The following is a 24,425-nucleotide window of genomic DNA, read 5'->3' on the forward strand; positions in this document are numbered from 1 at the left end:
TCCCTCATGCCCTACAACAACGACTCCCCGCGCGGCGCCAAGCGCGCCCCCGCCGGATCCCGCAGCCCGAACCACCGCGGCTACAACTCGGATCCCGCCCCCAAGAAGCAGCGCTGGAACGCCGACGAGCGCGCCCAGCGCTCCGGCCAGGACGACCGCCCCCAGCGCGGCGGCGCAGCCCGCCCCGCGCGCGGCGGCGACCGCCCCAACTGGGAGCCCCGCGCCGAGCGCCCCGCCGGTCGCGGCGAGCGTCCCGCGTACGGCGACCGCCCCAACCGCGCCAACGCGCGCCCCGAGCGTGGCGGCGACGCCCGACCGCAGCGCGGCGAGCGCCCCTCCTACGGCGGCGGGAACGACCGCGGCCAGCGCAGCGAGCGCCCCTCGTACGGCGCCGAGCGCGGCCAGCGCTCCGAGCGTCCGTCGTACGGGAACTCGCGTCCCGACCGTGGCGGCGAGCGCTCCGAGCGTCCGTCCTACAACGACCGCGCGCCGCGCAACGACCGTCCCTCGTACGGGAACGACCGGCCGCAGCGGTCGGAGCGTCCGGCCCACAACGACCGGAACGAGCGCCCCTCGTACGGCGATCGCGCCCAGCGTTCCGAGCGCCCGTCGTACGGCGACCGCGCCCAGCGTTCCGAGCGTCCCGCGTACAACGACCGCGCCGAGCGCCCGTCGTACGGTGACCGCGCCCAGCGTTCCGAGCGTCCCGCGTACAACGACCGCCCGGCTCGCACCGAGCGTCCGTCGTACAACGACTCGCGTCCGGCTCGCACGGAGCGCCCGTCGTACAACGACTCCCGCCCGGCGCGCACGGAGCGCCCCTCCTACGGCGACCGCGCCGAGCGCTCTGAGCGTCCCGCGTACAACGACCGTCCTGCTCGCACGGAGCGCCCGTCGTACGGCGACCGCCCGCAGCGGTCCGAGCGTCCGTCATACGGCGACCGCCCCCAGCGCAACGAGCGCCCGTCCTACGACGACGCCCGCCCCAAGCGCGACAGCGACTTCTACCCGAGCAAGGAGGGCGCCCCGCGCCACGCTCCGTCCGAGGACTTCGTGCTCGAGCGCCTCGAGGCCCAGGCCACCACGGCCAAGGACGTCGACGGCGTGACCTTCGCGGCCCTCGGCCTCGGCCAGAACATCGTCCGCGTGCTCGAGGAGCTGGGTGCGGCCAGCCCGTTCCCGATCCAGGCCGCCACGATCCCCGACGTGCTCGCCGGTCGCGACGTGCTCGGCCGCGGTCGCACCGGATCCGGCAAGACCATCGCGTTCGGCGCGCCCCTCGTGGAGCGCCTGCTCGAGAACGACGGCGCGAAGAACCGCAAGATGGGCCGCAAGCCCCGCGCGCTGATCCTCGCCCCGACGCGCGAGCTCGCCATGCAGATCGACCGCACGGTGCAGCCCATCGCCCGCTCGGTCGGCCTGTTCACCACCACGATCTTCGGCGGCGTGCCGCAGTTCAAGCAGGTCGGTGCGCTGCAGCGCGGCGTCGACATCCTCATCGCGACCCCCGGCCGCCTCGAGGACCTCATCGACCAGGGCCGCCTCGACCTCTCCGAGATCGTCGTCACGGTCCTCGACGAGGCCGACCATATGTGCGACCTCGGCTTCCTCGAGCCCGTGCAGCGGATCCTCCGCCAGGTGAAGAAGGACGGCCAGCGCCTCCTCTTCTCCGCCACGCTCGACAAGGGCGTCGCGACGCTCGTCAACGAGTTCCTGCCGAACCCCCGCGTCCACGAGGTCGCGGGCGAGGACCAGGCGTCGTCGACCATCGACCACCGCGTGCTCCTCATCGAGCAGCGCGACAAGGCCGCGATCATCGAGCAGCTCAGCTCGGGCGAGGGCAAGACGCTGATCTTCGCCCGCACCCGCGCGTTCGCCGAGCAGCTCGCCGACCAGCTCGAGGACGCCGGCATCCCGGCGACGTCGCTGCACGGCGACCTCAACCAGGCGCGCCGCACGCGCAACCTGCAGCTCCTCACGAGCGGCAAGGTCCGCGTGCTCGTGGCGACCGACGTGGCCGCCCGCGGCATCCACGTGGACGACATCGGCCTGGTCATCCAGGCCGACGCGCCCGACGAGTACAAGAGCTACCTCCACCGCGCCGGCCGCACGGGCCGCGCGGGCAAGCAGGGCACCGTCGTGACGCTGATCACGAAGGCACGCCGCCGCCGCATGGACGACCTCCTGGGTCGCGCCGAGATCAAGGCGACGACGGTCATGGCCGCCGCCGGGGACCGCGTCATCGCGGACCTCGCGCGCGTCTAGCGCTCACGCACGACCACGACGGCCGTCCCATCCCTCAGCGGGATGGGGCGGCCGTCGTCGTGCGTGGGGTGGCTCGGCGGTCTGGCATCCTCGATGCCGTGCCCGAACGGATCCGCCTGCTGACGCCCGACGACGCCCCCGCCCTGTCCGAGCTGCGCCTGCGCAGCCGCGCGTTCCTCGCGCCGTGGGAGCCGATCCGGCAGCCGGACCACGACACCCCCGCCGGTCAGCGCGCCGACCTCGAGGCGGCGCTGGCGCAGCACGCGCGCGGGCAGGGCGTGCCGCTCGCGATCCTGGACGACGACGGATCCGTCGCCGGCCGTCTCAACCTCGACGGCATCGTGCGTGGCGCCTTCGAGTCGTGCGCGATGGGGTACTGGCTCGCGGCGGATCGCACCGGCCGCGGGCTCGCGACCTCCGCGGTCGAGGCCGCGGTCGCCCTCGCGTTCGGCGAGCTCGGGCTGCACCGGGTCGAGGCCGGCACGCTCCTGCACAACGCCGCGTCGCAGGCCGTGCTCGCCCGCGCGGGCTTCACGCGGTTCGGGCTCGCTCCGCGCTACCTGCGCATCGCGGGGGAGTGGCAGGACCACGTGCTGTTCCAGCGGCTGGCGGACGACCCGGCCGTCTGACCCTGGTCGGCGGATCAGCGCGACCCGCCGTACGCCGCCGGCACCAGGTCCATGCGCGCGTCGCCGCTCGCGACGAGCGCGAGCACCGCAGGGGCGACCGTCTCCGGGGTGTCGAAGGTCGCGCCCGCGGTCATCGCCTCGGCCTCGGCGCGGCCCGCGCGGATCGAGGCCATGAACTCGGTCTCGGTCGCGAACGGGATGAGCGTCGAGACGACGATGCCCGTGCCGTCCAGCTCCGCGCGGGCGATCGCCGACAGGCGCTCCAGCGCGATCTTGGATGCGACGTAGCCGCCCGTGCCGGGCACGTCGGCGAACGTGGTGCCCGAGCTGACGTTGACGATCGCGCCGGTGCCCTGCGCGCGCATGGTCGGGATCACCGCCTGCATCGTCGCGAGGGGCGCCACGAGGTTGAGCTCGAGGACGGCGCGGAGGTCGTCGAGCGCCAGGGCCTCGACCGACGACTGGAGGCCCTGGCCGGCGTTGTTCACGAGCACGTCGATGCGACCGAAGGCGTCGAGGGCGGCCTGCGCCAGCGCGGCGACGTCGGACGCGTCGGTGACGTCGCAGCGCACGGCGATCGCGTCGCCGCCGATCTCCGCCGCCAGCTGCCGGATCCGCTCCTCCCGCCGGGCCGCGAGCACCACCCGCGCGCCAGCTGCGGCGGCCGCACGTGCCGTGGCCGCCCCGATGCCCGACGACGCTCCCGTGATGACGACGACCGCGTCCTGGATCTGCATGGCTCCTCCTCCTGCGACCGCGACGCGACCTGCGAGGAGGAACGCTACCCCCGAGTAGCGAAATGGGATGACGGGCCTATCCTGGTCGGGATGGACACGCCGGCCGCCGCACCCCGACCCCGCGTCGGCCGCCCGGTCGACCGCTCGGGCGACGCCGCGATCCTCGCCGCCGCCCTCGACCTCGTCGCCGAGCGGGACTACGACGGCATGGCCCTCGACGAGGTCGCCGCGCGCACCGGCCGCGCGAAGACCACGATCTACCGGCGCTGGGCGACGAAGGAGGATCTCGTGCTCGCCGCGATCCGCAGCGTCGGCCGCCCGCCGGAGGCCGAGGCCCTGCCCGACACCGGATCCCTGCGCGACGACCTCCTCGCCGTCGTCGACTCGGGCTGGCTCGGCGGCCCCGACCGGCGCGCGGCAGTGTTCGCCGGCCTCGCGCCCGCGATGCGCGGCTCGGAGCGCCTGGCGCGGGCGATCCGCTCCGAGGTCACGGATCCGTACGTCGAGGTCTACGGCCGCCTGCTGCGCCGCGCCGTCGAGCGGGGCGAGGCGCCCGCGCGGTCGGACGCCGCCGTCGCCGTGCTCGCCGAGGTCGTCCCCGCCATGAGCACGCAGCGCCTGGCGGCCGGGCGCGGCCCGGTGCGGCGCGCGTTCTTCGTGCAGGTGATCGACGAGGTGCTGCTCCCGGCCCTCGGCGTCCCGGATGCCGCCGGATAGCCTCGACCGCATGCAGATCCGCCCCGCGACGGACGTCGACTGGCCCCGCATCTTCCCCTTCTACCGGGCGATCGTCGACGCCGGCCGCACCTACGCGCTCCCGGCCGGGCAGTCGCTCGAGGAGGCGCGGCCGAACTGGATGGCCGAGGCGCCGGCCCGCACCCTCGTGGCGGTGGACGACGACGGCACGGTGCTCGGATCCGCCAAGGCCGGACCCAACCGCCCGGGTCGCGGTGCCCATGTCGCCACCGGGTCGTTCCTCGTGGATCCCGCGCACGGCGGCCGGGGCGTGGGTCGCGCGCTCGGCGAGCACGTGATCGCGTGGGCGCGCGCGGAGGGCTACCGGGCGATCCAGTTCAATGCGGTCGTGGAGACGAACCACGCGGCCGTGCACCTGTGGCGGTCGCTCGGCTTCCGGATCGTCGGCACCGTGCCCGCGGCCTTCGACCACGCGGATCACGGGCTCGTCGGCCTGCACGTGATGCACCTGCCGCTCGACTGAGCGGACCGGATCCGGCGTGCGGGACGATGTGCACATGTCAGAACATAGGCTACGTTGGACGGGCATCCGAACCGCCCCCGCCGAAGAGAAAGCAGCGCCGACATGAGCTCTGCCGAGAACGCAGCCTCTGCCGAGAACGCAGCCTCTGCCCCGACCCCGACGCACGACGTGATCACCATCGGCCGCGTCGGCGTCGACCTCTACCCGCTCCAGGACGGCGTGGGCCTCGAGGACGTCGAGACCTTCGGCAAGTACCTCGGCGGGAGCGCGGCGAACGTCGCCGTCGCGGCGGCCCGGCACGGCAGATCCGCCGCCCTGATCTCGCGCACGGGCGACGACCCGTTCGGCCGCTACGTCACGCGCGAGCTCGAGCGCCTCGGCGTCTCCGCGGAGTTCGTGACGCCGATCGACGACCTGCCCACGCCCGTCACCTTCTGCGAGATCTTCCCGCCCGACGACTTCCCCCTCTACTTCTACCGCCGCCCGAAGGCGCCCGACCTCTGCATCGAGGCCGACGCGCTCGACCGGGCGGCGATCCAGGGCGCGCGCGTCTACTGGTCCACCGTCACGGGCCTCAGCGAGGAGCCGAGCCGATCCGCGCACCACGCCGCGTGGGCCGCCCGCGCGCGCCGGCCGCTCACGGTGCTCGACCTCGACTACCGGCCGATGTTCTGGTCGTCCCCCGCGGACGCGACCCGCGAGGTCGGCCGCGCGCTCGAGCACGTGACCGTCGCCGTCGGCAACCGCGAGGAGTGCGAGATCGCGGTGGGGGAGACGGATCCGCTCCGGGCCGCCGACGCGCTGCTCGACCGCGGCGTCGAGCTCGCGATCGTCAAGCAGGGTCCGAAGGGCGTGCTCGCGAAGACGCGCGACGAGACCGTGGAGGTGCCGCCGTACCCGGTCGAGGTCGTCAACGGGCTCGGCGCGGGCGACGGCTTCGGCGGCGCGCTCGTGCACGGGCTGCTCGCCGGCTGGGACCTCGAGCGGATCCTGCGCTTCGCCAACGTCGCGGGCGCCATCGTCGCCTCCCGCCGCGAGTGCTCCACCGCCATGCCGACGACCGCCGAGGTCGAGGCCGTGCTGGAGCGCATCCGATGACGTCGGTCGACGCGACCCGGGCGCCTGCCGAGGCGCTCCGCGCGGGTGATCTGCCGGGCGCGCTCCAGGCGCTCCGCGACGTGCGCGCCACGGATCCCGACGCCGTCGCCCGCGCGCTCGCCGGCCGCGTCCGCCGCCCGCTGATCCGCGACGACGGCCGCCTGCTCATCGTCGCCGCCGACCACCCCGCCCGTGGCGCGCTCGGCGTCGGCGACGACCCCATGGCGCTCGCCGACCGCGACGAGCTGCTCGCCGGCCTCGCCACCGCCCTCACGCGCGACGGCGTCGACGGCGTGCTCGGCACCCCGGACATCGTCGACGACCTCGCGCTCCTCGGCCTCCTCGACGACAAGGTGGTCGTCGGATCCATGAACCGCGGCGGCCTCCGCGGCGCCGTCTTCGAGATGGACGACCGCTTCACGGCCTACGACGTCGCCGGGATCATCCGCGACGGGCTCGACTTCGCGAAGACGCTCGTGCGTATCGCCCTGGGCGACGCCGGCACGGCCGCGACCCTCGAGGCCAACGCGCGCGCGGTCGACGACGCGGTGCGCGCCGGCCTGCCGATCATGCTCGAGCCGTTCATGAGCGCGTGGCAGGACGGCCGCATCGTCAACGACCTCACGCCCGACGCCGTCATCACCTCCATCGCCGTCGCGTCGGGCCTCGGCTCGTCGTCCGCGCGCACGTGGATGAAGCTGCCCGTCGTCGACGACATGGCCCGCGTCATGGCCGCGACCACCCTGCCCACGCTGCTGCTCGGCGGGGATCCGCAGGGCGCGAGCGAGGACACCTGGGCCGGCTGGGAGCACGCGCTCGACCTCCCCGGCGTCCGCGGCCTCGTCGTCGGCCGCACGCTCATCCACCCGGCCGACGGCGACGTCGCGCGCGCGGTCGACCAGGCCGTCGACCTCGTGCACGGCCGCGCCCGCCCCTGACCCCGAAGACCGACCCGACCCGTCCACCACCCGCCACCGCCACTGCCACTGCCTGAGGACACCATGACCGACACCGCCCCGCTCCCCGTCGTCCCGCACTGGATCGACGGCGCCCGCTCGCCCTCGACCTCCGGCCGCACCGCCCCGGTCTACGACCCGGCCCGCGGCGTCGTCACGAAGGAGGTCGCGCTCGCGGACGCCACGGAGATCGAGCGCGCGATCGCATCGGCCCACGCCGCGTTCCCCGCCTGGCGCGACCTCTCGCTCGCCAAGCGGCAGGCGATCCTCTTCCGCTTCCGCGAGCTGCTCGAGGCCGAGAAGGGCGAGCTGGCGGAGATCATCACGTCGGAGCACGGCAAGGTCGTGAGCGACGCGCTCGGCGAGATCACGCGCGGCCAGGAGGTCGTGGAGTTCGCGACGGGCCTCGCGCACCACCTCAAGGGCGAGTACTCGGAGCAGGTGTCCACGGGCGTCGACGTGTACTCCACGAAGCAGCCGCTCGGCGTCGTCGGGATCATCTCGCCCTTCAACTTCCCGGCGATGGTGCCGATGTGGTTCTTCCCCATCGCCATCGCGGCCGGCAACACGGTGATCCTGAAGCCGAGCGAGAAGGACCCCAGCGCGGCCATCTGGATCGCCGAGCTGTGGAAGCGCGCCGGGCTCCCCGACGGCGTCTTCACGGTGCTGAACGGCGACAAGGAGGCGGTGGACGGGCTGCTCACGCACCCGGACGTGCGCGCGATCTCGTTCGTCGGATCCACGCCCATCGCGCAGTACGTCTACGAGACGGGCACGAAGCACGGCAAGCGCGTGCAGGCCCTCGGCGGCGCCAAGAACCACATGCTCGTGCTGCCCGACGCCGACCTCGACCTCGTCGCCGACTCCGCCGTCAACGCGGGCTTCGGCTCGGCGGGCGAGCGCTGCATGGCGATCTCCGTGGTCGTCGCGGTCGAGCCCGTCGCGGACGCGCTCATCGAGCGGATCACGTCGCGCATGTCGTCCCTGCGGGTCGGCGACGGCCGCCGCGGCTGCGACATGGGGCCGCTCGTGACCGAGGCGCACCGCGACAAGGTGGCCTCCTACATCGCCATCGCGGAGGAGGACGGCGCGCGCGTCGTGGTCGACGGCCGCGGCATCGAGGTCGACGGCGAGGCCGACGGCTTCTGGCTCGGCCCGACTCTCATCGACGAGCTGCCCACGAGCTCGCGCGCCTACACGGAGGAGATCTTCGGACCCGTGCTCGGCGTCGTGCGGGTGCGCACGTACGAGGAGGGCGTCGCGCTCATCAACCAGGGCGCGTTCGGCAACGGCACCGCGATCTTCACGAACGACGGCGGAGCCGCGCGCCGCTTCCAGAACGAGGTCCAGGTCGGCATGATCGGGATCAACGTCCCCATCCCCGTGCCCGTCGCCACGTTCTCGTTCGGCGGCTGGCGCTCGAGCCTCTTCGGCGACACCAAGGCCCACGGCGCCGAGGGCGTGCGGTTCTTCACGCAAGCCAAGGCCATCACCAGCCGCTGGCTCGACCCGTCGCACGGCGGCGTCGACCTCGGCTTCCCGCAGAACTGATCCGCACCCACCCCGCCCGGCCGACCGGGCACCCGACGACGACGACGGAGACGCGCATGACGACGAACGAGTGGCTGCACCCCCGCGGGAGCCTCGGGCGGGACGGCTGGGAGACCGTGGTCGACGGATCCCTGCCCGACTGGGAGCACACGGGCCTCCGCGTCGCCGTGCTCGGCGACGGCGAGGAGCTGGCGCTGCCGGCTGCGGGCGTCGAGCGGATGGTGGTGCCGCTCGCGGGATCCTTCGCCGTGCGGCACCGGGAGGCCGACGGCGAGGAGCGCGTGACCGACCTCGCGGGCCGCGAGTCGGTCTTCGCGGGACCCACGGACGTGCTCTACCTGTCGTGCGACGCGAGCGCGGTGCTCACCGGATCCGGCCGCGTGGCCGTCGCCGAGTCGCCCGCCACCCGGCCCGTGCCGAGCCGCCGCATCGCCCGCGAGGACGTGCCCGTCGAGCTGCGCGGCGCCGGCCGGTCGAGCCGCCAGGTGCACAACTTCGGGACCCCCGGCACGCCCGGATCCCTCGACGCCGAGCGCCTCATCGTCTGCGAGGTGCTGACGCCCGCCGAGAACTGGTCGAGCTACCCCGCGCACAAGCACGACGAGGAGAGGCCGGGGGAGGAGTCGGAGCTGGAGGAGATCTACTACTTCGAGACCGCCGTCGGTCGCGGGCTGGACGCTCCCGCCGACGCGGATCCGTTCGGCCTGTTCCACACGTCGTCCTCGCCCGCGGGCGAGATCGCGATCGACGCCGTGGTGCGCACGGGCGACGTCGCGCTCGTGCCCTACGGCTACCACGGGCCCGCCGTCGCGGCGCCCGGCTACGACCTCTACTACCTCAACGTCATGGCGGGCCCGGGCGCCGACCGCGCCTGGCTCATCAGCGACCACCCCGCGCACGGCTGGATCCGCGGCACGTGGGCCGGGCAGGAGATCGACCCGCGTCTGCCGTTCGCCCCCGACGCCGCCCCCACGCCCGCCGCGACCGCATCCGACCAGGGAGCCCCGACCCCATGACCGAGCCCACCACACGCATGACCGTCAGCCAGGCGCTCGTCGCGTTCCTCGCGAACCAGTGGACGGTCGACGGCGACCACCGCGAGCGCACCATCCCCGGCGTCTTCGGGATCTTCGGCCACGGCAACGTCGCCGGCATCGGCCAGGCGCTCATGCAGGCCAACGCGCAGGATCCCGACCTCATGCCGTACCACCAGGCCCGCAACGAGCAGGCGATGGTGCACCAGTCCGTCGGCTTCGCGCGCATGCACCGCCGCCTCGCCACGTACGCGAGCGCCGCGTCCGTCGGGCCGGGCGCCGCGAACATGCTCACGGGCGCGGCCCTCGCGACGGCCAACCGGCTGCCGGCGCTGCTCCTGCCGAGCGACACCTTCGCGACCCGGGTGGCGGATCCGGTGCTGCAGCAGCTCGAGCACCCGCATGACACCGGCATCTCGGTGAACGACGCCTTCCGCCCGCTGTCCCGCTTCTTCGACCGCGTGCAGCGGCCCGAGCAGCTGTACTCGATCGCGCTCGCCGCGATGCGCGTGCTCACCGACCCGGCCGAGACGGGCGCCGTCACCATCGCGCTGCCCGAGGACGTGCAGGCGGAGGCGCTCGACGTGCCGCTCGCGTTCCTCGCGCCGCGCGAGTGGCACCTGCGCCGGCCGCTACCGGAGCGCGGGCCGCTCGCGCGCGCCGTGCAGGCGATCCGCGACGCGCGCACGCCGCTGATCGTCGCGGGCGGTGGCGTGATCTACTCGGCGGCCGAGCTGGCGCTGCTGCGCTTCGCCGAGGCCACGGGAATCCCGGTCGGCACCACGCAGGCCGGCGGCGGATCCCTCGCCTGGGACCACCCGCAGTACGTCGGCGGCGTCGGCGCCACCGGATCCACCGCCGCGAACCGCCTCGCGGCCGAGGCCGACGTGGTGATCGGCATCGGCACGCGCTACTCCGACTTCACGACCGCGAGCCGCACGGCGTTCCAGCGTCCGGACGTGACCTTCGTGAACGTCAACGTCGCCGCGTTCGACGCCTACAAGCACGGCACGCAGCTGCCCGTCGTGGCCGACGCGCGCGAGACCCTCGAGGCGCTGATCGAGGCGCTCGTCGGCACGCGCGTCGACGCCGCGTACGCCGACCGCATCGCCCGCGAGAAGCGCGAGTGGGACGCCGCCGTCGACCGCGCGCTCGCCCCCACGGCCGGATCCCTGCCCGGCCAGCCCGAGATCATCGGCGCCGTGCAGGCCGCGAGCGACCCGCGCGACGTCGTCGTGCAGGCGGCCGGATCCCTGCCCGGCGACCTCCACAAGCTGTGGCGCGTGCGCGACGCCCTGGGCTACCACGTGGAGTACGCGTTCTCGTGCATGGGCTACGAGATCCCCGGCGGCCTCGGCGTGAAGCGCGGGGCGGAGGCGTACGGCGACGACCGCGACGTGATCGTCATGGTCGGCGACGGCTCCTACCTCATGCTGCACACGGAGCTCGTGACCGCGGTGGCCGAGGGCATCAAGATCATCGTCATCGTGATCCAGAACCACGGCTACGCGTCCATCGGCCACCTCTCCGAGACGGTCGGCACCGAGCGCTTCGGCACCCGCTACCGGGCGCTGGATGCGGTGACCCGCAACTTCGAGGGCCGCGAGCCGCTGCCCGTCGACCTCGCGGCGAACGCCCGCAGCTACGGCGTGGACGTGATCGAGGTCGCCCCCGGCCCGGACGCCACGACCGCGCTCGGGGCCGCCGTGCGGCGCGCGAAGGCGTCCGACCGCACCACCGTGATCCACGTCGAGTCCGACCCGCTCGTCTACGGCCCCGACGGCGAGGGCTGGTGGGACGTGCCCGTGCCCGGCGTCTCCGATATGCCGTCCACGCAGGCGGCGCACGCGGAGTACGTGGAGCGGAAGAGGGCGCAGCGGCCGCTGCTCGGCTGACGCGGTCGCGGTCGTCGCGGCCGCCCTGTCCGCGCGGATGCTATTTCCTATAGGATCTTGACCCCGGGCGTCCGGGACCCGACGACCGCGATGGAGCAGCATGCCGGACACCCCCGCGACCCACCCCGCGCCCGCCGACCGAATCGCACCGGCGTTCAGCGCCGCGGACTGGCCCATCGCCACCTGCCTGCACTCGTTCGCGACGGTCGGCCGCGACGGCACCGCCCTCCACGACGCCGACGTCGCCGTCTGGGATCGCATGTTCGCCGACATCGCGCGCGAGGGCTTCACCCTCGCCGAGCTCGCCGACAGCCACGTCCGGCCCGCCGACCTCGAGCCCGCCCGCCGCGACGAGCTCGTCTCCATCGCGCGGGACCACGGCGTCGGCATCCCGTCGGTGCACCTGCAGCGGCAGAGCGTGATCATGCCGGGCGCAGAGGCGCGCAACCTCGCCTACGCGCATCGCACCATCGACGCGATCGCCGAGATGGGCATGGAGGTCTTCTCGACCGGCCTGCACCAGCCGTTCAGCGTGGCGCAGCGGAAGGCGCTGTGGTTCTGGACCGCCGAGGGCCCGAAGGACCCCGACGATCCCGAGGTGTGGGACGCCGCCGTCACGCGCCTCCGCGAGCTCGGCCGGCACGCCGCCGACCTCGGCCTCCGCATGGCGCTCGAGATGTACGAGGACACCTACCTCGGCACGGCCGACAGCGCCGTGCGGCTCGTGGAGGAGATCGGCCTCGACAACGTGGGCCTCAACCCCGACGTCGCGAACCTCATCCGCCTGCACCGCCCGGTCGAGAGCTGGCGCGAGCTGTACGCGAAGACGCTGCCGTACGCCAACTACTGGCACGTGAAGAACTACATGCGCGACGAGGCGGCCGACGGCAGCTGGGCGACCAGCGTGCCCACGACCATGAAGGCCGGCCTCATCGACTACCGGCAGGTGATCCGCGACGCGGTCGAGCTCGGCTTCGACGGGATCATCCTCACCGAGCAGTACGGCGGCGACAGCCTCGGCGTCTGCGCGGAGAACCGCGAGTACATCCGCACGCTGCTGCCGCAGACGCGCGACGCATAGGAGAGGGCACCATGACCGACCAGCACAGCACCGCACGCAGCATCGCCATCGTCGGATCCGGGTACATGGGCGGCGGCATCGCGCAGGTGCTCGCGCTCGCAGGCGCCCGGGTGCGCATCGCCGACATCTCGGAGGAGATCGCCGTCGCCAACCACGCGCGCCTGCTGGAGGAGGCGGCGAGGTTCGTCGCCGACGGGCTGTTCCCGGCCGACGCCGTGGAGCGGATCCGCGCGGCCGTGACCCCCGCCGCGTCCATCGAGGAGGCCGTCGCCGACGCCGACTTCATCGAGGAGGCCGTGCCCGAGAAGCTCGAGATCAAGCACGCGACGCTGCGGCGGATCTCGGCGGCAGCGCGGCCCGATGCCGTCATCGGATCCAACACCTCCACAATCCTCATCGGCTCGCTCGCCGAGGCCGTCACGAACCCCGAGCGGTTCCTCGGCGTGCACTTCTCGAACCCGGCGCCGTTCATCCCGGGCGTCGAGCTGATCCCGCACGCGGGCACCGACGAGCGGGCAGTCACCATGGCCGAGGAGATCGTCGCGGCCACGGGCAAGGAGACCGCGCGCGTCACCGACTCCACGGGCTTCGTGCTCAACCGCCTGCAGTACGCGCTCTTCCACGAGGCCACGCAGATCGTGGAGGAGGGCATCGCGACCCCCGAGGACATCGACACGATCGTCCGCACGACCTTCGGCTTCCGCCTGCCGGTCTTCGGGCCGTTCGCGATCGCCGACATGGCCGGCCTCGACGTGTACGCGTTCTGCTACGCGTCGCTGCAGACCCGCTGGCCCGAGCGCTTCGCGACGCCCGCGTCGCTCCAAGAGCATGTCGACGCCGGCGAGTACGGCACCAAGACCGGATCCGGCTACCTCGACGTGCCCGCCGAGCGCACCGCGGCGCTCGTCGCGTACCGCAACAAGGCGTACGTCGCGATCAAGCAGCTGATGGACGAGCTGGGGCCGGCGCCGATCGGCTAGCTGCCGTGCGGTACCGGCCCGCGAGCGCCCGTGCCTCAGTGCGTCCGCTGCGCGAGCATCGCGAGGACGTCCGCGTGGCGGCCCTCGGCCTCGGCGTCGCGGAGGAACCGCACGCGCTGCACGAGCACCTCCTCCACGTCGCTCTGCCGCTCGAGGATCCCCATGACCTCGTCGCGGAACTCGTCGAGCGGCATCGCGGACTCCTCGTCCTGCTGCCCCATGAGGGTCGTCCGGACCGCGGGCGGCACCAGCTCGATCACCTGGAGGGGCGTGCCGGACCACTGCACGCGCAGGCTCTGCGTGAACGAGTGCACGGCGGCCTTCGTGGCCGAGTAGGTCGGCGTCGCGGGCAGGGGCACGGAGGCGAGCCCCGAGGACACGGTCATGAGCACGCCGTCGGGCTTCGCCGCGAGCCAGGGCCCGAAGGCCGCGGCCGTGCGGATCGTGCCGAGCAGGTTCGTCGTGATGGTCGCCTCCGCGACCTCGAGGTGCGCCGGGTCGCGCAGGTCCTCGGGGAGCATGACGCCGGCCATCGTGACGACCGCGTCGAGGTCGGGGTGCTCGCGGGTCACTCGTTCTGCGGCCGCGGCGATGGACGCGGGATCCGTGACGTCGAGCTCGACGGCGTGCATGCCGGGGTGCGTGGCGACGATGTCGTCGAGCAGCGCCCGGCGGCGGCCGGCGACGATGACGGTGTCGCCGCGGGCCTGCATGCGCTCGGCGAGGCCGAGGCCGATGCCCGACGTCGCTCCGGTGATCAGGACGGTGCTGCCGCTGGTCTTCATGGTGCCTCCTCCGCGGGGCCGTGCGCCCCGTCGTCGTCCAGCCTGCGTCGGACGCGGCCGGCCGGGAAGGGAGCGCGCATCGGGGGAGCGGCGGTCCCTGGATGAGCGGCGCACCAGGGGCGAGGATGGGGCCATGGACCGTCCCGCGCTCGCCGAGTTCCTCCGCGCCAGGCGCGAGGCGCTGCAGCCCTCCGACGTGGGCCTGCCCCCGGGCGCCCGTCGCCGCACCGCGGGCCTCCGCCGCGAGGAGATCTCGGCGGTCGTCGGCATGTCGGCCGACTACTGGGCGCGGCTCGAGCAGGGTCGGGGTCCGCAGCCCTCCGACCAGATGCTCACGGCCATCGCCCGCGGGCTCCGCCTCGGCCTCGACGAGCGCGACCACCTCTTCCGCCTGGCCGGCCACGGGACGCCGCGGCGGGCACGGCTGTCGCCGCACGTCAGCCCGGGCCTCATGCGCGTGCTCGACCGCCTCGACGACACCCCCGCCCTCGTGATCACCGAGCTCGGCGAGACGCTCGCGCAGAACCGCCTCGCCTCCGCCCTCTTCGGCGACGACGTGACCCGCACCGACCTCGACCGCAGCGGCGTGCACCGCTGGTTCGCCCACCCCGAGGAGCGCGGGCACTACCCGGAGCGCGACCACGAGCGGCAGGGGCGGCTCCAGGTCGCCCAGCTGCGGGTGGCGGCGTCGCAGGCGGATCCGGATCCGCTCGCCGCCGAGGTGCTCGCGAGCCTGCTCGCGACGAGCGCGGAGTTCCGCCGCTACTGGGACCTGCAGGAGGTCGGCAACCGGTTCGACGAGCGGAAGACCCTGGTGCATCCGGAGGTGGGCGAGATCGAGGTGCACTGCCAGGCGCTCTTCACGGAGGACCAGTCGCAGGTGCTGCTCGTGCTGACCCCGCTGCCGGGGTCAGGGGCGGCGGAGGCGCTCGCGCTGCTCGGCGTGGTGGGGGAGCAGCGGTTCGAGCGGTCCTAGCCCGTCGTCGTGTCGGCCGGAGGGAGGTCCGCTCCTCGGATGAGGGATGTGCGCCTCCCCGACGACGATTCTGCGCGTGCGCGGTGTCACGCTCGGACGCATGCCCCGTCGTGTCACCGTCGTCCTCCTCGCCGCGTCGGGATCGGTGCTCGCGCTGGCCGCCCTGTCCGCTGCCGTCCTCGCCGTGCACAGGGACCCGGAGCGGGTGCTCGCCGTGGGAGAGCTCGGGCCTGGGGCCCTGTGGGAGGTCACGTGGATCGGCGGCGGCCTCGCCTTCGTCGTCGCCCTCGTCGTCGGGACCTCAGCGGTCACCGCGCGTGCGCACCGCGTGATCCGCATCGGCGCGATGTCGATCGCGGTGGCGACGGCCGTCGGGGTGTCGCTCCTGCTCTGCCTCCACGTCCTGTTCTCGATGCTCGGCGCCGTCCGGTACCTCGATGTCGGCACCGTCGACGGCCAGATGGTGGCTGTGGCCGAGGGGTCGTCGCTCGCGGGGGTGTCGGTCTCCGTGGGCCGTCGGGAAGGCTGGTCCTTCGTCCCCGCGCCGTCCTCCGCTCCGGACCGATCGCCCTCCTCGATGAGCGTGGACGGCGGGCCGCCGCCGTCGAGCGACGGCGGCTACCGCGTGCGGCGTGACGGCGATGACGTGGTGGTCACGTTCTCGATCGCGGGCGAGGAGCACGAGCTCCGCGTCAGATCCGCGTCCGGGGACGACGGCGAGGAGGCGGCCCGCGCTCGATGAGGGGGCGTCACGCCGACGTCGCGTCGTCCGCGTCCCGCCGCGACCTCTCCCGCACCCGCTCGATGTGCGCCCGCATCGCAGCGGCGGCAGCCTCCGGACCCTCGGCGACCGCGGCGATGATCGCGCGGTGCTCGTGCACGGCGTCGTCCGCGTCGTGCACGCCCGTGCGCATCGTCTGGCGCATGCGGTGGACGCGGGTGGAGATCGCCTCCGACATGTCGAGGAGGAACGGGTTGCCGGTCGCCTCGAAGATCCGGTGGTGGAAGTCCCAGTCGACGACGAAGTACTCGCGGATGAGGCCGACGGGCATCTCGCCGTCGCCGGTCGCCGCGCGCACCCGTCGGGTCGTCTCCTCGTGCGCGGCGAGCGCGTCCTCGAGCGCGGGGACCAGGCGCGCCGGATCCGCGGCGGCCAGCGCCGTCGCCCCGCCCTCGAGCACGAGCCGCGCGTCGAACAGCGCCTCCAGCTGCTCCCCGGCGATCGGCGGTGCGACCCGGTAGCCCTTGTGGGCCTCGCGCGCGACGAGCCCGGTCCGCTCCAGCTGCACGAGCGCCTCGCGCACGGGCGTGGGGGAGACGTGGAGGTCGCGCGCGATCTGGTCGATGGCGAGGCGGGAGCCGGGCTCCATCGCGGATCCCATGAGCATGTCGAGCACGAGGTCGTAGACGCGGTCGCGCAGGCCCTGCCGGGCGGGCATGGAGGTCGCGTCGAGCGGGAGGCCGGTGGTCACCAGGACAGTCTGCCGTCAGCGCGCGGCGTCGGACGCCGGGCGGGCCGCGGCGCGCGCGTGCACCTCGTCGAGGATCGACGTGACCGCCCGCGGGTCGTGCGCGAACCGGCCGAGGAACAGGCCGTCGACGTCGTCGCCGATCCGCGTGAGGAGGCCGGGCCCCGCGCTGCCGCCGTAGATGACCGCGGATCCCGGGTGCGCGTCGAGCGCCCGCACGTGCGCGCGCAGCTCGCGGCAGACCCCGCGGATGTGCGCGTCGGAGGCGGGCTCCGCCGCGCCGATCGCCCACTGCGGCTCGTACGCGACGACGACCCGCCCGCCGTGCCCGGACTCCCGGGCCAGCGCGAGCGCGTCGTCGAGCTGGCGGACGCACTCGCGGGCTGCGTCGGTCGGATCCCGATGCGTCTCCTCGCCGACGCAGAGGATCGGCACGAGCCCGGAGCGCAGCGCCTGGTCCGCCTTCCGCCGCACGACCCCGTCCGTCTCGCCGAACAGGCGCCGACGCTCGGCGTGCCCGACCTCGACGAAGGCGCCGCCGAGCTCCCGGATCTGCCCGCCCGACACCTCGCCCGTGAACGCGCCGGCGTCCTCCGCCGCGAGGTCCTGCGCGCCCACGGCGGCGAGCCCGTCGAGGATCCCGACGGCGGCCGGCAGCGACAGGTACGACGGCAGCGCCACGAGCTCCGCCTCGCCGCCCGTCGTCGCCGGATGCGCGCGCGCGATCGACGCGACGGCCTCGCACCACGCGATGGTCTCGGCGTGCCCGAGGTACATCTTCAGGCTCACGCCGATCACGCCCGGCGACGCGGCCGGCCGCGGGGTCACGCGCCTACTTCGCCTCGTACGCGCGGATCTCGTCGACCTTGTCGTTCGACGGGCTCGAGCTGTCGAACTCGTACGTCAGCCACTCGCGCACGTTCCGCCGTGCGAGCTCCAGCCCCACGACCCGCTGCCCCATGCAGAGCACCTGCGCGTCGTTGGACAGCACGCTCCGCTCCACCGAGAAGCCGTCGTGCGCGGTGACGGCGCGGATCCCGGCCACCTTGTTCGCCGCGATGGCCATGCCGAGGCCCGTGCCGCAGATCAGCACCGCCCGGTCGGCCTCGCCGCGCGCGACCATCTCGGCCGCCGTGGTCGCGACGGTCGGGTAGGCGGTGTGGCCGTCGGCGTCGACGCCCACGTCCACCACCGAGACGACCAGGCCGCTCGCCTCGAGGTCGGCCTTGATCGCCTCCTTGTGGTCGTATCCCGCGTCGTCCGCGCCGACGACGATGCGCCAGGTCCTGGTCATCCGGTCCTCCTCATGGTGGTGCTGGTGGTGGTGTCGATGGATCTCACCGCTCGGCGAGCGTGCGCCCGACGGCCGCGGCGATGAGCGCGAGCGAGATCGCCCCCGGGTCGGCGGTGCCGACGGAGCGCTCGCCGTGCGACCGCGCGCGCCCGATGCCGGGCTTCATCGCGGCGGTGGCGTCGGCGGCCTCCTGCGCGGCGTCGCTCGCGGCGGCCCACGCGTCGGCGAGCGGGGCGCCGGATCCCACCCGTCCGGCCAGCGCCTCGGCGAACGGCACGAGCGCGTCGACCATGGTCTTGTCCCCGAGGGACGCCTTGCCGTGGCCCATGACGGCGTCGCGCGCGTCGCCCACGCCGCGGGCCACCGCGTCGGCGGTGACGGGATCCGCGTCCGCGTCGTCGAGCGCGTCGCCCAACGCCAGCAGGATCAGACCCCAGAGCGCGCCGGAGGTGCCGCCGCCCTTGTCCGACCACGCGTCGCCCGCGAGCCGCAGCGCGGTGCGCGCGCCGGCCCCCTGCTCCACCGCGGCGGTCGCCCGCTCGGAGGCCGCGCGGGATCCGCGGAGCATGCCGATGCCGTGGTCACCGTCGCCCGCGACCGCGTCGAGGCGGCCGAGCTCGTCGGCGTGCTCCGCGACGACCGCGTGCACGGCGTCGAGCGCCGCGGCGATGCGTCCGGCGGCTTGACGCGACGCGTCGCTCGCGTCCGGGATCGCGGCGTCGACCTCGTCGTCCTCGCGCGCGTCGACCGGCTGGAGGGCGGATCCGTCGAACGCGCCGCTGCGGAACGCCGGGGTGTCGGCGGGCGCGGTCCAGAGCCGCTCGAGCTCCTCGTCGAGCCAGAACAGCGTGAGGGACGCGCCCGCCATGTCGAAGCTGGTGCAGAACTCGCCGACCTGCGGATCCACGAGCGTGATCCCCGCCTCCTCGAGCAGGTCAGCGACGCGCGTGAAGACGACGAACAGCTCCTCGGTCTTCACGGATCCCAGGCCGTTGAGCACGGGCACGACGCGCGCGCCGCGCACCGACACGCCCTCCGGGATCTCGGCGTCGGCGAGCAGCTGCGTCACGAACAGCTCGGCCAGGCCGTCGGCTGACGGGATGTCGGTCTCGTCGATGCCGGGCTCGCCGTGGATCCCGAGGCCGATCGCCATGCGCCCCTCCGGCACCGAGAACAGCGGCTCGTCCGCGCCCGGCAGCGTGCAGCCGGTGAAGGCGACGCCCATCGACCGCGTGCGCGCGTTCGCGAGCCGGGCGACGCGCTCCGTGTCGTCGAGGTCGTAGCCCGCGGCGGATGCGGCGCCCGCCGCCTTGAACACGGTCAGGTCGCCGGCGATCCCGCGCCGCTTGGCCTGCTCGTCGGGGGAGGCGCTGAAGATGTCGTCCGTCACGACGACCGTGCGGCAGGCGATCCCGTCGCCCCGCACGCGCTCCTGCGCGTCGTCGAAGTGCAGCACGTCGCCCGCGTAGTTGCCGTAGAGGAGGAGCGCCCCGCGGCCCTGCTCGCTCGAGCGGATCACCGACTCCACCTGGTGCGCGGAGGGCGACGCGAAGAGGTTGCCCATCGCGGCGCCGTGCGCGAGACCCGGGCCGACCAGCCCGCCGAACGCGGGGTAGTGGCCGGAGCCGCCGCCGATGACGACCGCCACCTCGGGCTCGGTCGCGCGGGTGGAGCGGGAGACGCCGCCGTGCACGCGCCGGACCCACCGGCCGTTGGCGCGGACGAAGCCGTCCGTCATGTCGTCGGCGAAGTCCGCGGGGTCGTTCCAGAGCCGGGTCATCCGTGTGTCCTCCTCATCGAGCACGTGAGGAGATCCTATAGGATATTGGATCCCGTGGGGCGGGTCCCGGGACCCGCGGCTCAGTCGCGCGCCGCCCACTCCTCTGCGAGCAGCGCGTAGCCGACCCCGTCGATCCAGCCGAGGTCGCGGTGCAGCGAGTCGGCGACCGCGTACGACTCCCGCCGCATGCCGACGCGCTCGGCCAGCCGGAGCGACGGCGCGTTGTCGGCGAAGGCGCTCGCGACGACCCGGCGGACGCCGAGCCCCTCGAACGCGATCCGCAGCGCTGCCCGGACCGCCTCGGTCGCGAGGCCGCGTCCGCCGACGCCCGGATCCAGGGTCCAGCCGAGCTCCGCCTGCGTCCCGGTGGCGAGGTGCGAGACCTCGCGCTGCGCCCACGCGTCCTCGACCCGCACCATGAGGTCGCCCACGACGCGGCCGTCGAGCTCGAGCACGAGCTGGTCGCGGAGCATCCCCGCGCTACCGGCGATCCACGCGGCCTCGTCGACGGGCCGGGAGGTGACCCAGCGGGTGACCTCGTCGAGCCGCCGGTACGCCCACATCGCGGGCGCGTCGGCCGTGGTCATGCGGCGGAGGAGGAGCCGCTCGGTGCGGAGCGGCCACGTGACGCGGTCGAGCGGGGCGGCGTCGGGGTCGGCGTCGGGGATCATCCACCCATCGTGGCAGCGCACGCGTGCGACGCCGTCCGGGCGACCCGACGCGCTACCGGTCGACGAGCGTGATCTCGAACGAGTAGAGGTCGGGCCGGTAGCAGTGCTGGCCGTACTCGACGGCGCGGCCCGAGCTGTCGAACGCCGTGCGCGACATCGTCAGCACGGCGCCGCCGCGCGGCAGGTCGAGCAGGCGTGCCTCGGATGCGGTGGCCGCGCGGGCGCCGATGCGCTGCTTGGCGACCCGCATGATCACGCCGCGTCCGCGCAGCAGCTGGTACAGCCCGTGGGTGGCGAGGTCGTCGGGATCCAGGTCGACGAACGGCGCGGGGAGCACGTTGTCGAGGATCGCGAGCGGCACGCCGTCCGCCGTGCGCAGCCGCGTGAGGTGCAGCACCGGGCTGCCGACCTCGACGCCCAGCGCCTCGGCGACCTTCTCGTCGGCCTCGCCCCGGGACGACGACAGCATCTCGGTGCGCGGCGTCTGGCCCTGCCGCTCCAAGTCCTCGTAGAGGCTCGTGAGCTCGACGTTGCGGGTGACCCGCCCGTGCACGACCTGCGTGCCGATGCCGCGGCGACGCACGAGCAGGCCCTTGTCGACGAGGTCCTGGATCGCCCGCCGGATGGTCGGGCGCGAGAGCCCGAGCCGGGCGCCGAGCGCGATCTCGTTCTCGAGCCGGGCGCCCGCGGGGAGGGTTCCGTCGTGGATCGCCGTCTCCAGCAGGGTGGCCACCTGGTAGTAGAGGGGGACGGGTCCCGAGCGGTCGAGCGCGAGGAACAGGTCGGGCGGCAGGATCTGCTCCGGTTGGCTCACGTCGATCGCTCCCTCGTAGGTCAGGTCAACGCCTCATCCTGGCATGCGGCGGTTCAGCGGCCGGACGCCGGCGCTGCCTCCTCCGGGCCGGGATCACGCGCGAGCTCGTGCGCCAGCGAGTCGAGCTCGGCCCCACCCGCCATGAGGCTCGTGAGCTCGCCCAGCGTGATCTCGTCCTTCTCGAACGTGCCGAGGCTGGATCCGCGGTTCAGCAGCAGGAACCGGTCGCCCACCGGGAACGCGTGGTGCGGGTTGTGCGTGATGAAGACCACGCCGAGCCCCCTGTCGCGCGAGCGCGCGATGTACCGGAGCACGACGCCCGACTGCTTGACGCCGAGGGCCGCCGTGGGCTCGTCGAGGATCAGCACGCGCGCGCCGAAGTGCACGGCCCGGGCGATGGCGACGCACTGGCGCTCGCCGCCGGAGAGCGTCCCGATGGGCTGGTCCACGTCGCGCAGGTCGATGCCCATCTGCGCGAGCTGCTCGTGCGTGACGGCCTTCATGGCGGCCACGTCGAGCCGACGGAACGGACCCTTCCCCTTGGTGATCTCAGAGCCGAGGAAGAAGTTCCGCCACACGGGCATGAGCGGCACGACCGCGAGGTCCTGGTAGACGGTCGCGATGCCGGCCTGGAGCGCGGCGCGCGGGGATCCGAGCGTCACGGGCTCGCCGTCGAGCAGCATCGTGCCCTCGCTGGGCGCGTGCACGCCCGCGAGCATCTTGATGAAGGTCGACTTGCCGGCGCCGTTGTCGCCCAGCACGCACGTGACCTCGCCCGCGGCGACCACGGTCGAGACGCCCGTGAGCGCGTTGACCGCGCCGTAGCTCTTGCCGATGTCGCGGACCTCGAGGATGGTCGTGCCGGCGGGCGGCAGCGGGAGAGTGGGGCGTCCGCCGGCCTCCTCGGCGGCGCCGGGCACGGCGCCCGCGAGGGGCTCGGACGCGGCGCTCGCGCTCGGGGTCGTCTCCGTGCTCATCGTCCGCCTCCCGCCCGCGTGCGCACCAGGTTGTTGAGCAGCACGGCCGCGAGGAGCATCACGCCGAGGATCGTGCGGAGCCAGTTCGTGTCCCACTGGGCGAACGTGATGCCCTGGAAGACCATGCCGTAGATCAGCGCGCCGAGTGCCGCGCCGATGGCCGAGCCGAAGCCGCCCGTGAGCAGGCACCCGCCGACGACCGCGCAGATGATGTAGATGAACTCCTGGCCGACGCCCGTGTTCGCCTGCACCGTTGAGGTGCGGAACAGCGAGATCATGCCGACGAGCCAGGCCGCGCCCGCGGTGCCCATGAAGAGGCCGACCTTGGTCTTGAAGACCGGGACGCCCACCTGGCGGGCGGACTCCTTGGCGCCGCCGACCGCGAAGATCCAGTTGCCGGCGCGCGTGCGCAGGAGGATCCAGGTGGCGACCGCCGCGACCAGGAACCACCACAGCACCGAGACGTAGAAGTTGCCGCCGCCGATCTCGAGCGACGAGCCGAAGATCGGCTGTATGGCGTCGTACGACGGCACCTTCGTCATGCCCTGGATGGCGACCTGGCCGGTGATGAGCTTCGTGACGGCGAGGTCGACGCCCGCGAGCGCGAAGAACGTGCCGAGCGTGACGATGAAGCTCGGCAGTCCCGTCTTCATCACGAGGAAGCCGTTGAGCGCGCCGACCGCGAGGGCCGCGGCGAGGGAGACGAGCACCGCGACCCAGATGCTGAGTCCGTAGTGCGACGTGAGGATGCCGACCACGAGGGCCGAGAAGCCCGTCATCACGCCGGCGGAGAGGTCGAACTCGCCGCCGATCATGAGCATCGCGACGGCGACCGCCATGATCCCGAATGTCGAGGCCGACTCGAGCCACACTCCCGCGCCGGCGAGGGTGAGGAACTGCGGCGTGTAGAGGGAGAAGAACACCAGCACGGCGAGGGCGGCCACGAGGGCGCCGATCTCCGGCCGGGCGAGGATCTTGCGGATCGGCCTGTTCTCGAGGCGCGGCCTCGTGGCGATCGTCACGATGTCCGTCGTGGTCAACGCGGGCTCCTTCGGTGGGCGTCGGGCGGTGCGATGGGGTGCGGATGGGGGAGAGGGGAGGCGGCGGGCCGGGCGCTTCGGGCGCGCCCGGCCCGACCGCCTAGCGGGTGCCGTTCTTCGCGAACTCGGCGACCTGCGCCGCGTTGTCCTTCGTCACGAACGCGGGTCCGGAGTAGACGGGCTGGCCGCCGCCGATGACGTTGCCGTTGGTGGCGTAGAGGTCGAGCGCGGTGATCCCGAGGAAGCCCTGCACGTAGGGCTGCTGGTCGACCGCGAACAGGATCTTGTCGGCCTCGACCGCGCTCACGACGTCCTCCGAGAGGTCGAACGTGCCGATCTGGGCCTTGCTGCCCGACTCCTCGACGGCGCCGACCGCGTCGATCGCGTACTGGCCGCCGAGCGTGAGCACACCGTCGATGGACGGATCCGCCTGCAGCTTCGACTTGATCGTCGCCTTCACGTCGGCGTCGTTCGTGCCGTCCACCTGGAGGTTCGCCATCTGGCCGGAGAACGCGCTCGCCGCGGAGGAGCAGCGCTCCTCGAGGCCGACGTTCCCGGCCTCCTGGATCACGCAGAGCGCGTTCTTCAGGCCCGCCTCGCCGAGGCGCTTGCCGACGGCCTCGCCCGCGACGGTCTCGCTCTGGCCGATGTGGGTGAGGGCGCCGAACTCGGCCGAGCGCTCGATCCCGGAGTTGATGGTGACCACGGGGATGCCCGCGGCCACGGCCTTCTCCACGCTGTCCTTCACGCCGTCCGGGTTCGCCATCGAGACGACGATCCCGTCCACCTTCTGCGCGACGGCGTTGTCGATGAGCTGGGACTGCTTGGCGGGATCCGGGTCCGCGTTGTACGTGACGGTGGCGCCGTACTGGCCGCCGGCGGTCTCGGCGCCCGACTTCACGCGATCCCAGAATGCGTCGCCCGGGCCGGAGTGCGTGACCACCGCGAAGGTGAGGTCGCCGCCGCCGCCGTTCGCTCCGCCCGCGGTGGGCGGGGCCTCCTGGCCGGTGCCCGCGCACGAGGTGAGGAGGAACCCGGCCGCGATCGCGAGGCCGAGGGGGGCGAGGAATCTGTTCTTCATCGAATGCTCCTTGTCGGGCGGACGCCCGCGCGCGGGGTCCTGGACGTCGTCGTCGGGGCGATCTTCGTCCCGGCCGACGTGCTTTGTCAACAC

Annotated in this window: 24 protein-coding genes; 13 read left to right on the plus strand and 11 right to left on the minus strand. The window is 73.7% G+C overall.

Annotation, left to right across the window (positions count from 1 at the left end; genetic code table 11):
* Positions 1 to 6: 6 nt before the first annotated feature.
* Together KYT88_RS03820 and KYT88_RS03825 are read left to right on the plus strand one after the other, a co-directional pair.
* Positions 7 to 2,265, plus strand: a complete 2,259-nt coding sequence (locus tag KYT88_RS03820) for a DEAD/DEAH box helicase (protein ID WP_237583773.1) — start codon at positions 7 to 9, stop codon at positions 2,263 to 2,265.
* 98 nt (positions 2,266 to 2,363) lie between these two features.
* Entirely contained in the window at positions 2,364 to 2,894 is a 531-nt protein-coding gene (locus KYT88_RS03825; protein ID WP_237583774.1) for a GNAT family N-acetyltransferase, read from the plus strand.
* 14 nt (positions 2,895 to 2,908) lie between these two features.
* On the opposite strand, the gene KYT88_RS03830 is transcribed toward KYT88_RS03825, so the two are convergent.
* Positions 2,909 to 3,631: an SDR family oxidoreductase gene (locus KYT88_RS03830; protein WP_043584966.1), complete on the minus strand. Its 723-nt coding sequence runs from the start codon at positions 3,629 to 3,631 to the stop codon at positions 2,909 to 2,911.
* A 90-nt stretch (positions 3,632 to 3,721) separates the two neighbouring features.
* Here KYT88_RS03830 and KYT88_RS03835 point away from each other — a divergent pair, with 90 nt between their 5' ends.
* The 9 genes from KYT88_RS03835 (at position 3,722) to KYT88_RS03875 (ending at position 13,445) form a co-directional block, all read left to right on the plus strand.
* Positions 3,722 to 4,348, plus strand: coding sequence for a TetR/AcrR family transcriptional regulator (locus KYT88_RS03835; protein ID WP_043584964.1), 627 nt, complete (start codon positions 3,722 to 3,724; stop codon positions 4,346 to 4,348).
* A gap of 10 nt (positions 4,349 to 4,358) precedes the next feature.
* On the plus strand, positions 4,359 to 4,850 hold the full coding sequence (locus KYT88_RS03840; RefSeq protein WP_043585746.1) for a GNAT family N-acetyltransferase: 492 nt from the start codon (positions 4,359 to 4,361) through the stop codon (positions 4,848 to 4,850).
* A 102-nt stretch (positions 4,851 to 4,952) separates the two neighbouring features.
* Entirely contained in the window at positions 4,953 to 5,948 is a 996-nt protein-coding gene (gene iolC / locus KYT88_RS03845; RefSeq protein WP_043584962.1) for a 5-dehydro-2-deoxygluconokinase, read from the plus strand.
* On the plus strand, positions 5,945 to 6,886 hold the full coding sequence (locus KYT88_RS03850; protein ID WP_043584961.1) for a class I fructose-bisphosphate aldolase: 942 nt from the start codon (positions 5,945 to 5,947) through the stop codon (positions 6,884 to 6,886). Before iolC ends, KYT88_RS03850 begins: the two co-directional genes overlap by 4 nt.
* Before the next feature lie 63 nt (positions 6,887 to 6,949).
* On the plus strand, positions 6,950 to 8,455 hold the full coding sequence (locus KYT88_RS03855; protein ID WP_043584959.1) for a CoA-acylating methylmalonate-semialdehyde dehydrogenase: 1,506 nt from the start codon (positions 6,950 to 6,952) through the stop codon (positions 8,453 to 8,455).
* Positions 8,456 to 8,511: 56 nt separating this feature from the next.
* A complete protein-coding gene (iolB, locus tag KYT88_RS03860) occupies positions 8,512 to 9,471 on the plus strand; it encodes a 5-deoxy-glucuronate isomerase (protein ID WP_043584957.1) in 960 nt (319 codons plus the stop codon).
* On the plus strand, positions 9,468 to 11,384 hold the full coding sequence (gene iolD, locus KYT88_RS03865; protein ID WP_043584955.1) for a 3D-(3,5/4)-trihydroxycyclohexane-1,2-dione acylhydrolase (decyclizing): 1,917 nt from the start codon (positions 9,468 to 9,470) through the stop codon (positions 11,382 to 11,384). Before iolB ends, iolD begins: the two co-directional genes overlap by 4 nt.
* 100 nt (positions 11,385 to 11,484) lie before the next feature.
* Positions 11,485 to 12,465, plus strand: coding sequence for a sugar phosphate isomerase/epimerase family protein (locus KYT88_RS03870; protein ID WP_051629277.1), 981 nt, complete (start codon positions 11,485 to 11,487; stop codon positions 12,463 to 12,465).
* Positions 12,466 to 12,476: 11 nt separating this feature from the next.
* Positions 12,477 to 13,445, plus strand: coding sequence for a 3-hydroxyacyl-CoA dehydrogenase family protein (locus tag KYT88_RS03875; protein ID WP_043584954.1), 969 nt, complete (start codon positions 12,477 to 12,479; stop codon positions 13,443 to 13,445).
* A gap of 35 nt (positions 13,446 to 13,480) precedes the next feature.
* On the opposite strand, the gene KYT88_RS03880 is transcribed toward KYT88_RS03875, so the two are convergent.
* Complete coding sequence (locus KYT88_RS03880) at positions 13,481 to 14,230, minus strand: SDR family oxidoreductase (protein WP_043584953.1); 750 nt, start codon at positions 14,228 to 14,230, stop codon at positions 13,481 to 13,483.
* Between the two features lie 133 nt (positions 14,231 to 14,363).
* On the opposite strand from KYT88_RS03880, the gene KYT88_RS03885 reads away from it, so the two are divergent.
* Entirely contained in the window at positions 14,364 to 15,206 is an 843-nt protein-coding gene (locus KYT88_RS03885) for a helix-turn-helix transcriptional regulator (protein WP_043584951.1), read from the plus strand.
* A 100-nt stretch (positions 15,207 to 15,306) separates the two neighbouring features.
* The gene (locus KYT88_RS03890) at positions 15,307 to 15,948 is read left to right on the plus strand and encodes a hypothetical protein (protein WP_147362369.1); all 642 of its coding nucleotides are present in this window, start codon (positions 15,307 to 15,309) and stop codon (positions 15,946 to 15,948) included.
* Between the two features lie 7 nt (positions 15,949 to 15,955).
* Here KYT88_RS03890 and KYT88_RS03895 read toward each other — a convergent pair whose 3' ends face one another.
* The 9 genes from KYT88_RS03895 to KYT88_RS03935 all read right to left on the minus strand — a co-directional run bounded on the left by KYT88_RS03895 (position 15,956) and on the right by KYT88_RS03935 (position 24,332).
* Positions 15,956 to 16,678: a GntR family transcriptional regulator gene (locus KYT88_RS03895; protein WP_237583775.1), complete on the minus strand. Its 723-nt coding sequence runs from the start codon at positions 16,676 to 16,678 to the stop codon at positions 15,956 to 15,958.
* A gap of 15 nt (positions 16,679 to 16,693) precedes the next feature.
* Positions 16,694 to 17,503: a triose-phosphate isomerase family protein gene (locus KYT88_RS03900; protein ID WP_043584947.1), complete on the minus strand. Its 810-nt coding sequence runs from the start codon at positions 17,501 to 17,503 to the stop codon at positions 16,694 to 16,696.
* 4 nt (positions 17,504 to 17,507) lie between these two features.
* Positions 17,508 to 17,969: a ribose-5-phosphate isomerase gene (locus KYT88_RS03905; RefSeq protein WP_043584945.1), complete on the minus strand. Its 462-nt coding sequence runs from the start codon at positions 17,967 to 17,969 to the stop codon at positions 17,508 to 17,510.
* Positions 17,970 to 18,012: 43 nt separating this feature from the next.
* Positions 18,013 to 19,749, minus strand: coding sequence for a dihydroxyacetone kinase family protein (locus tag KYT88_RS03910; RefSeq protein ID WP_043585740.1), 1,737 nt, complete (start codon positions 19,747 to 19,749; stop codon positions 18,013 to 18,015).
* 80 nt (positions 19,750 to 19,829) lie between these two features.
* Complete coding sequence (locus KYT88_RS03915) at positions 19,830 to 20,420, minus strand: GNAT family N-acetyltransferase (protein WP_043584943.1); 591 nt, start codon at positions 20,418 to 20,420, stop codon at positions 19,830 to 19,832.
* A 52-nt stretch (positions 20,421 to 20,472) separates the two neighbouring features.
* A complete protein-coding gene (locus KYT88_RS03920) occupies positions 20,473 to 21,234 on the minus strand; it encodes a GntR family transcriptional regulator (protein WP_043584941.1) in 762 nt (253 codons plus the stop codon).
* A gap of 53 nt (positions 21,235 to 21,287) precedes the next feature.
* A complete protein-coding gene (locus KYT88_RS03925) occupies positions 21,288 to 22,211 on the minus strand; it encodes an ATP-binding cassette domain-containing protein (protein WP_043584939.1) in 924 nt (307 codons plus the stop codon).
* Complete coding sequence (locus KYT88_RS03930; protein ID WP_043584937.1) at positions 22,208 to 23,251, minus strand: ABC transporter permease; 1,044 nt, start codon at positions 23,249 to 23,251, stop codon at positions 22,208 to 22,210. The genes KYT88_RS03925 and KYT88_RS03930 overlap by 4 nt, the downstream gene beginning before the upstream one ends.
* Positions 23,252 to 23,351: 100 nt before the next feature.
* Positions 23,352 to 24,332, minus strand: coding sequence for a sugar ABC transporter substrate-binding protein (locus KYT88_RS03935; RefSeq protein ID WP_043584935.1), 981 nt, complete (start codon positions 24,330 to 24,332; stop codon positions 23,352 to 23,354).
* Between the last annotated feature and the right edge of the window lie 93 nt (positions 24,333 to 24,425).

Source organism: Clavibacter sp. A6099 (assembly GCF_021919125.1).
GTDB classification, from domain to species: domain Bacteria; phylum Actinomycetota; class Actinomycetes; order Actinomycetales; family Microbacteriaceae; genus Clavibacter; species Clavibacter seminis.

What these genes read in the sequence shown, in the direction of transcription:
- KYT88_RS03820 (WP_237583773.1), top strand. Translation starts at nt 7, where the DNA reads ATGCCCTACAACAACGACTCCCCGCGCGGCGCCAAGCGCGCCCCCGCC.
- KYT88_RS03830 (WP_043584966.1), bottom strand. Translation starts at nt 3,631, where the DNA reads ATGCAGATCCAGGACGCGGTCGTCGTCATCACGGGAGCGTCGTCGGGC.
- KYT88_RS03835 (WP_043584964.1), top strand. Translation starts at nt 3,722, where the DNA reads ATGGACACGCCGGCCGCCGCACCCCGACCCCGCGTCGGCCGCCCGGTC.
- KYT88_RS03840 (WP_043585746.1), top strand. Translation starts at nt 4,359, where the DNA reads ATGCAGATCCGCCCCGCGACGGACGTCGACTGGCCCCGCATCTTCCCC.
- iolC (WP_043584962.1), top strand. Translation starts at nt 4,953, where the DNA reads ATGAGCTCTGCCGAGAACGCAGCCTCTGCCGAGAACGCAGCCTCTGCC.
- KYT88_RS03850 (WP_043584961.1), top strand. Translation starts at nt 5,945, where the DNA reads ATGACGTCGGTCGACGCGACCCGGGCGCCTGCCGAGGCGCTCCGCGCG.
- KYT88_RS03855 (WP_043584959.1), top strand. Translation starts at nt 6,950, where the DNA reads ATGACCGACACCGCCCCGCTCCCCGTCGTCCCGCACTGGATCGACGGC.
- iolB (WP_043584957.1), top strand. Translation starts at nt 8,512, where the DNA reads ATGACGACGAACGAGTGGCTGCACCCCCGCGGGAGCCTCGGGCGGGAC.
- iolD (WP_043584955.1), top strand. Translation starts at nt 9,468, where the DNA reads ATGACCGAGCCCACCACACGCATGACCGTCAGCCAGGCGCTCGTCGCG.
- KYT88_RS03870 (WP_051629277.1), top strand. Translation starts at nt 11,485, where the DNA reads ATGCCGGACACCCCCGCGACCCACCCCGCGCCCGCCGACCGAATCGCA.
- KYT88_RS03875 (WP_043584954.1), top strand. Translation starts at nt 12,477, where the DNA reads ATGACCGACCAGCACAGCACCGCACGCAGCATCGCCATCGTCGGATCC.
- KYT88_RS03880 (WP_043584953.1), bottom strand. Translation starts at nt 14,230, where the DNA reads ATGAAGACCAGCGGCAGCACCGTCCTGATCACCGGAGCGACGTCGGGC.
- KYT88_RS03885 (WP_043584951.1), top strand. Translation starts at nt 14,364, where the DNA reads ATGGACCGTCCCGCGCTCGCCGAGTTCCTCCGCGCCAGGCGCGAGGCG.
- KYT88_RS03890 (WP_147362369.1), top strand. Translation starts at nt 15,307, where the DNA reads ATGCCCCGTCGTGTCACCGTCGTCCTCCTCGCCGCGTCGGGATCGGTG.
- KYT88_RS03905 (WP_043584945.1), bottom strand. Translation starts at nt 17,969, where the DNA reads ATGACCAGGACCTGGCGCATCGTCGTCGGCGCGGACGACGCGGGATAC.
- KYT88_RS03910 (WP_043585740.1), bottom strand. Translation starts at nt 19,749, where the DNA reads ATGACCCGGCTCTGGAACGACCCCGCGGACTTCGCCGACGACATGACG.
- KYT88_RS03915 (WP_043584943.1), bottom strand. Translation starts at nt 20,420, where the DNA reads ATGATCCCCGACGCCGACCCCGACGCCGCCCCGCTCGACCGCGTCACG.
- KYT88_RS03925 (WP_043584939.1), bottom strand. Translation starts at nt 22,211, where the DNA reads ATGAGCACGGAGACGACCCCGAGCGCGAGCGCCGCGTCCGAGCCCCTC.
- KYT88_RS03935 (WP_043584935.1), bottom strand. Translation starts at nt 24,332, where the DNA reads ATGAAGAACAGATTCCTCGCCCCCCTCGGCCTCGCGATCGCGGCCGGG.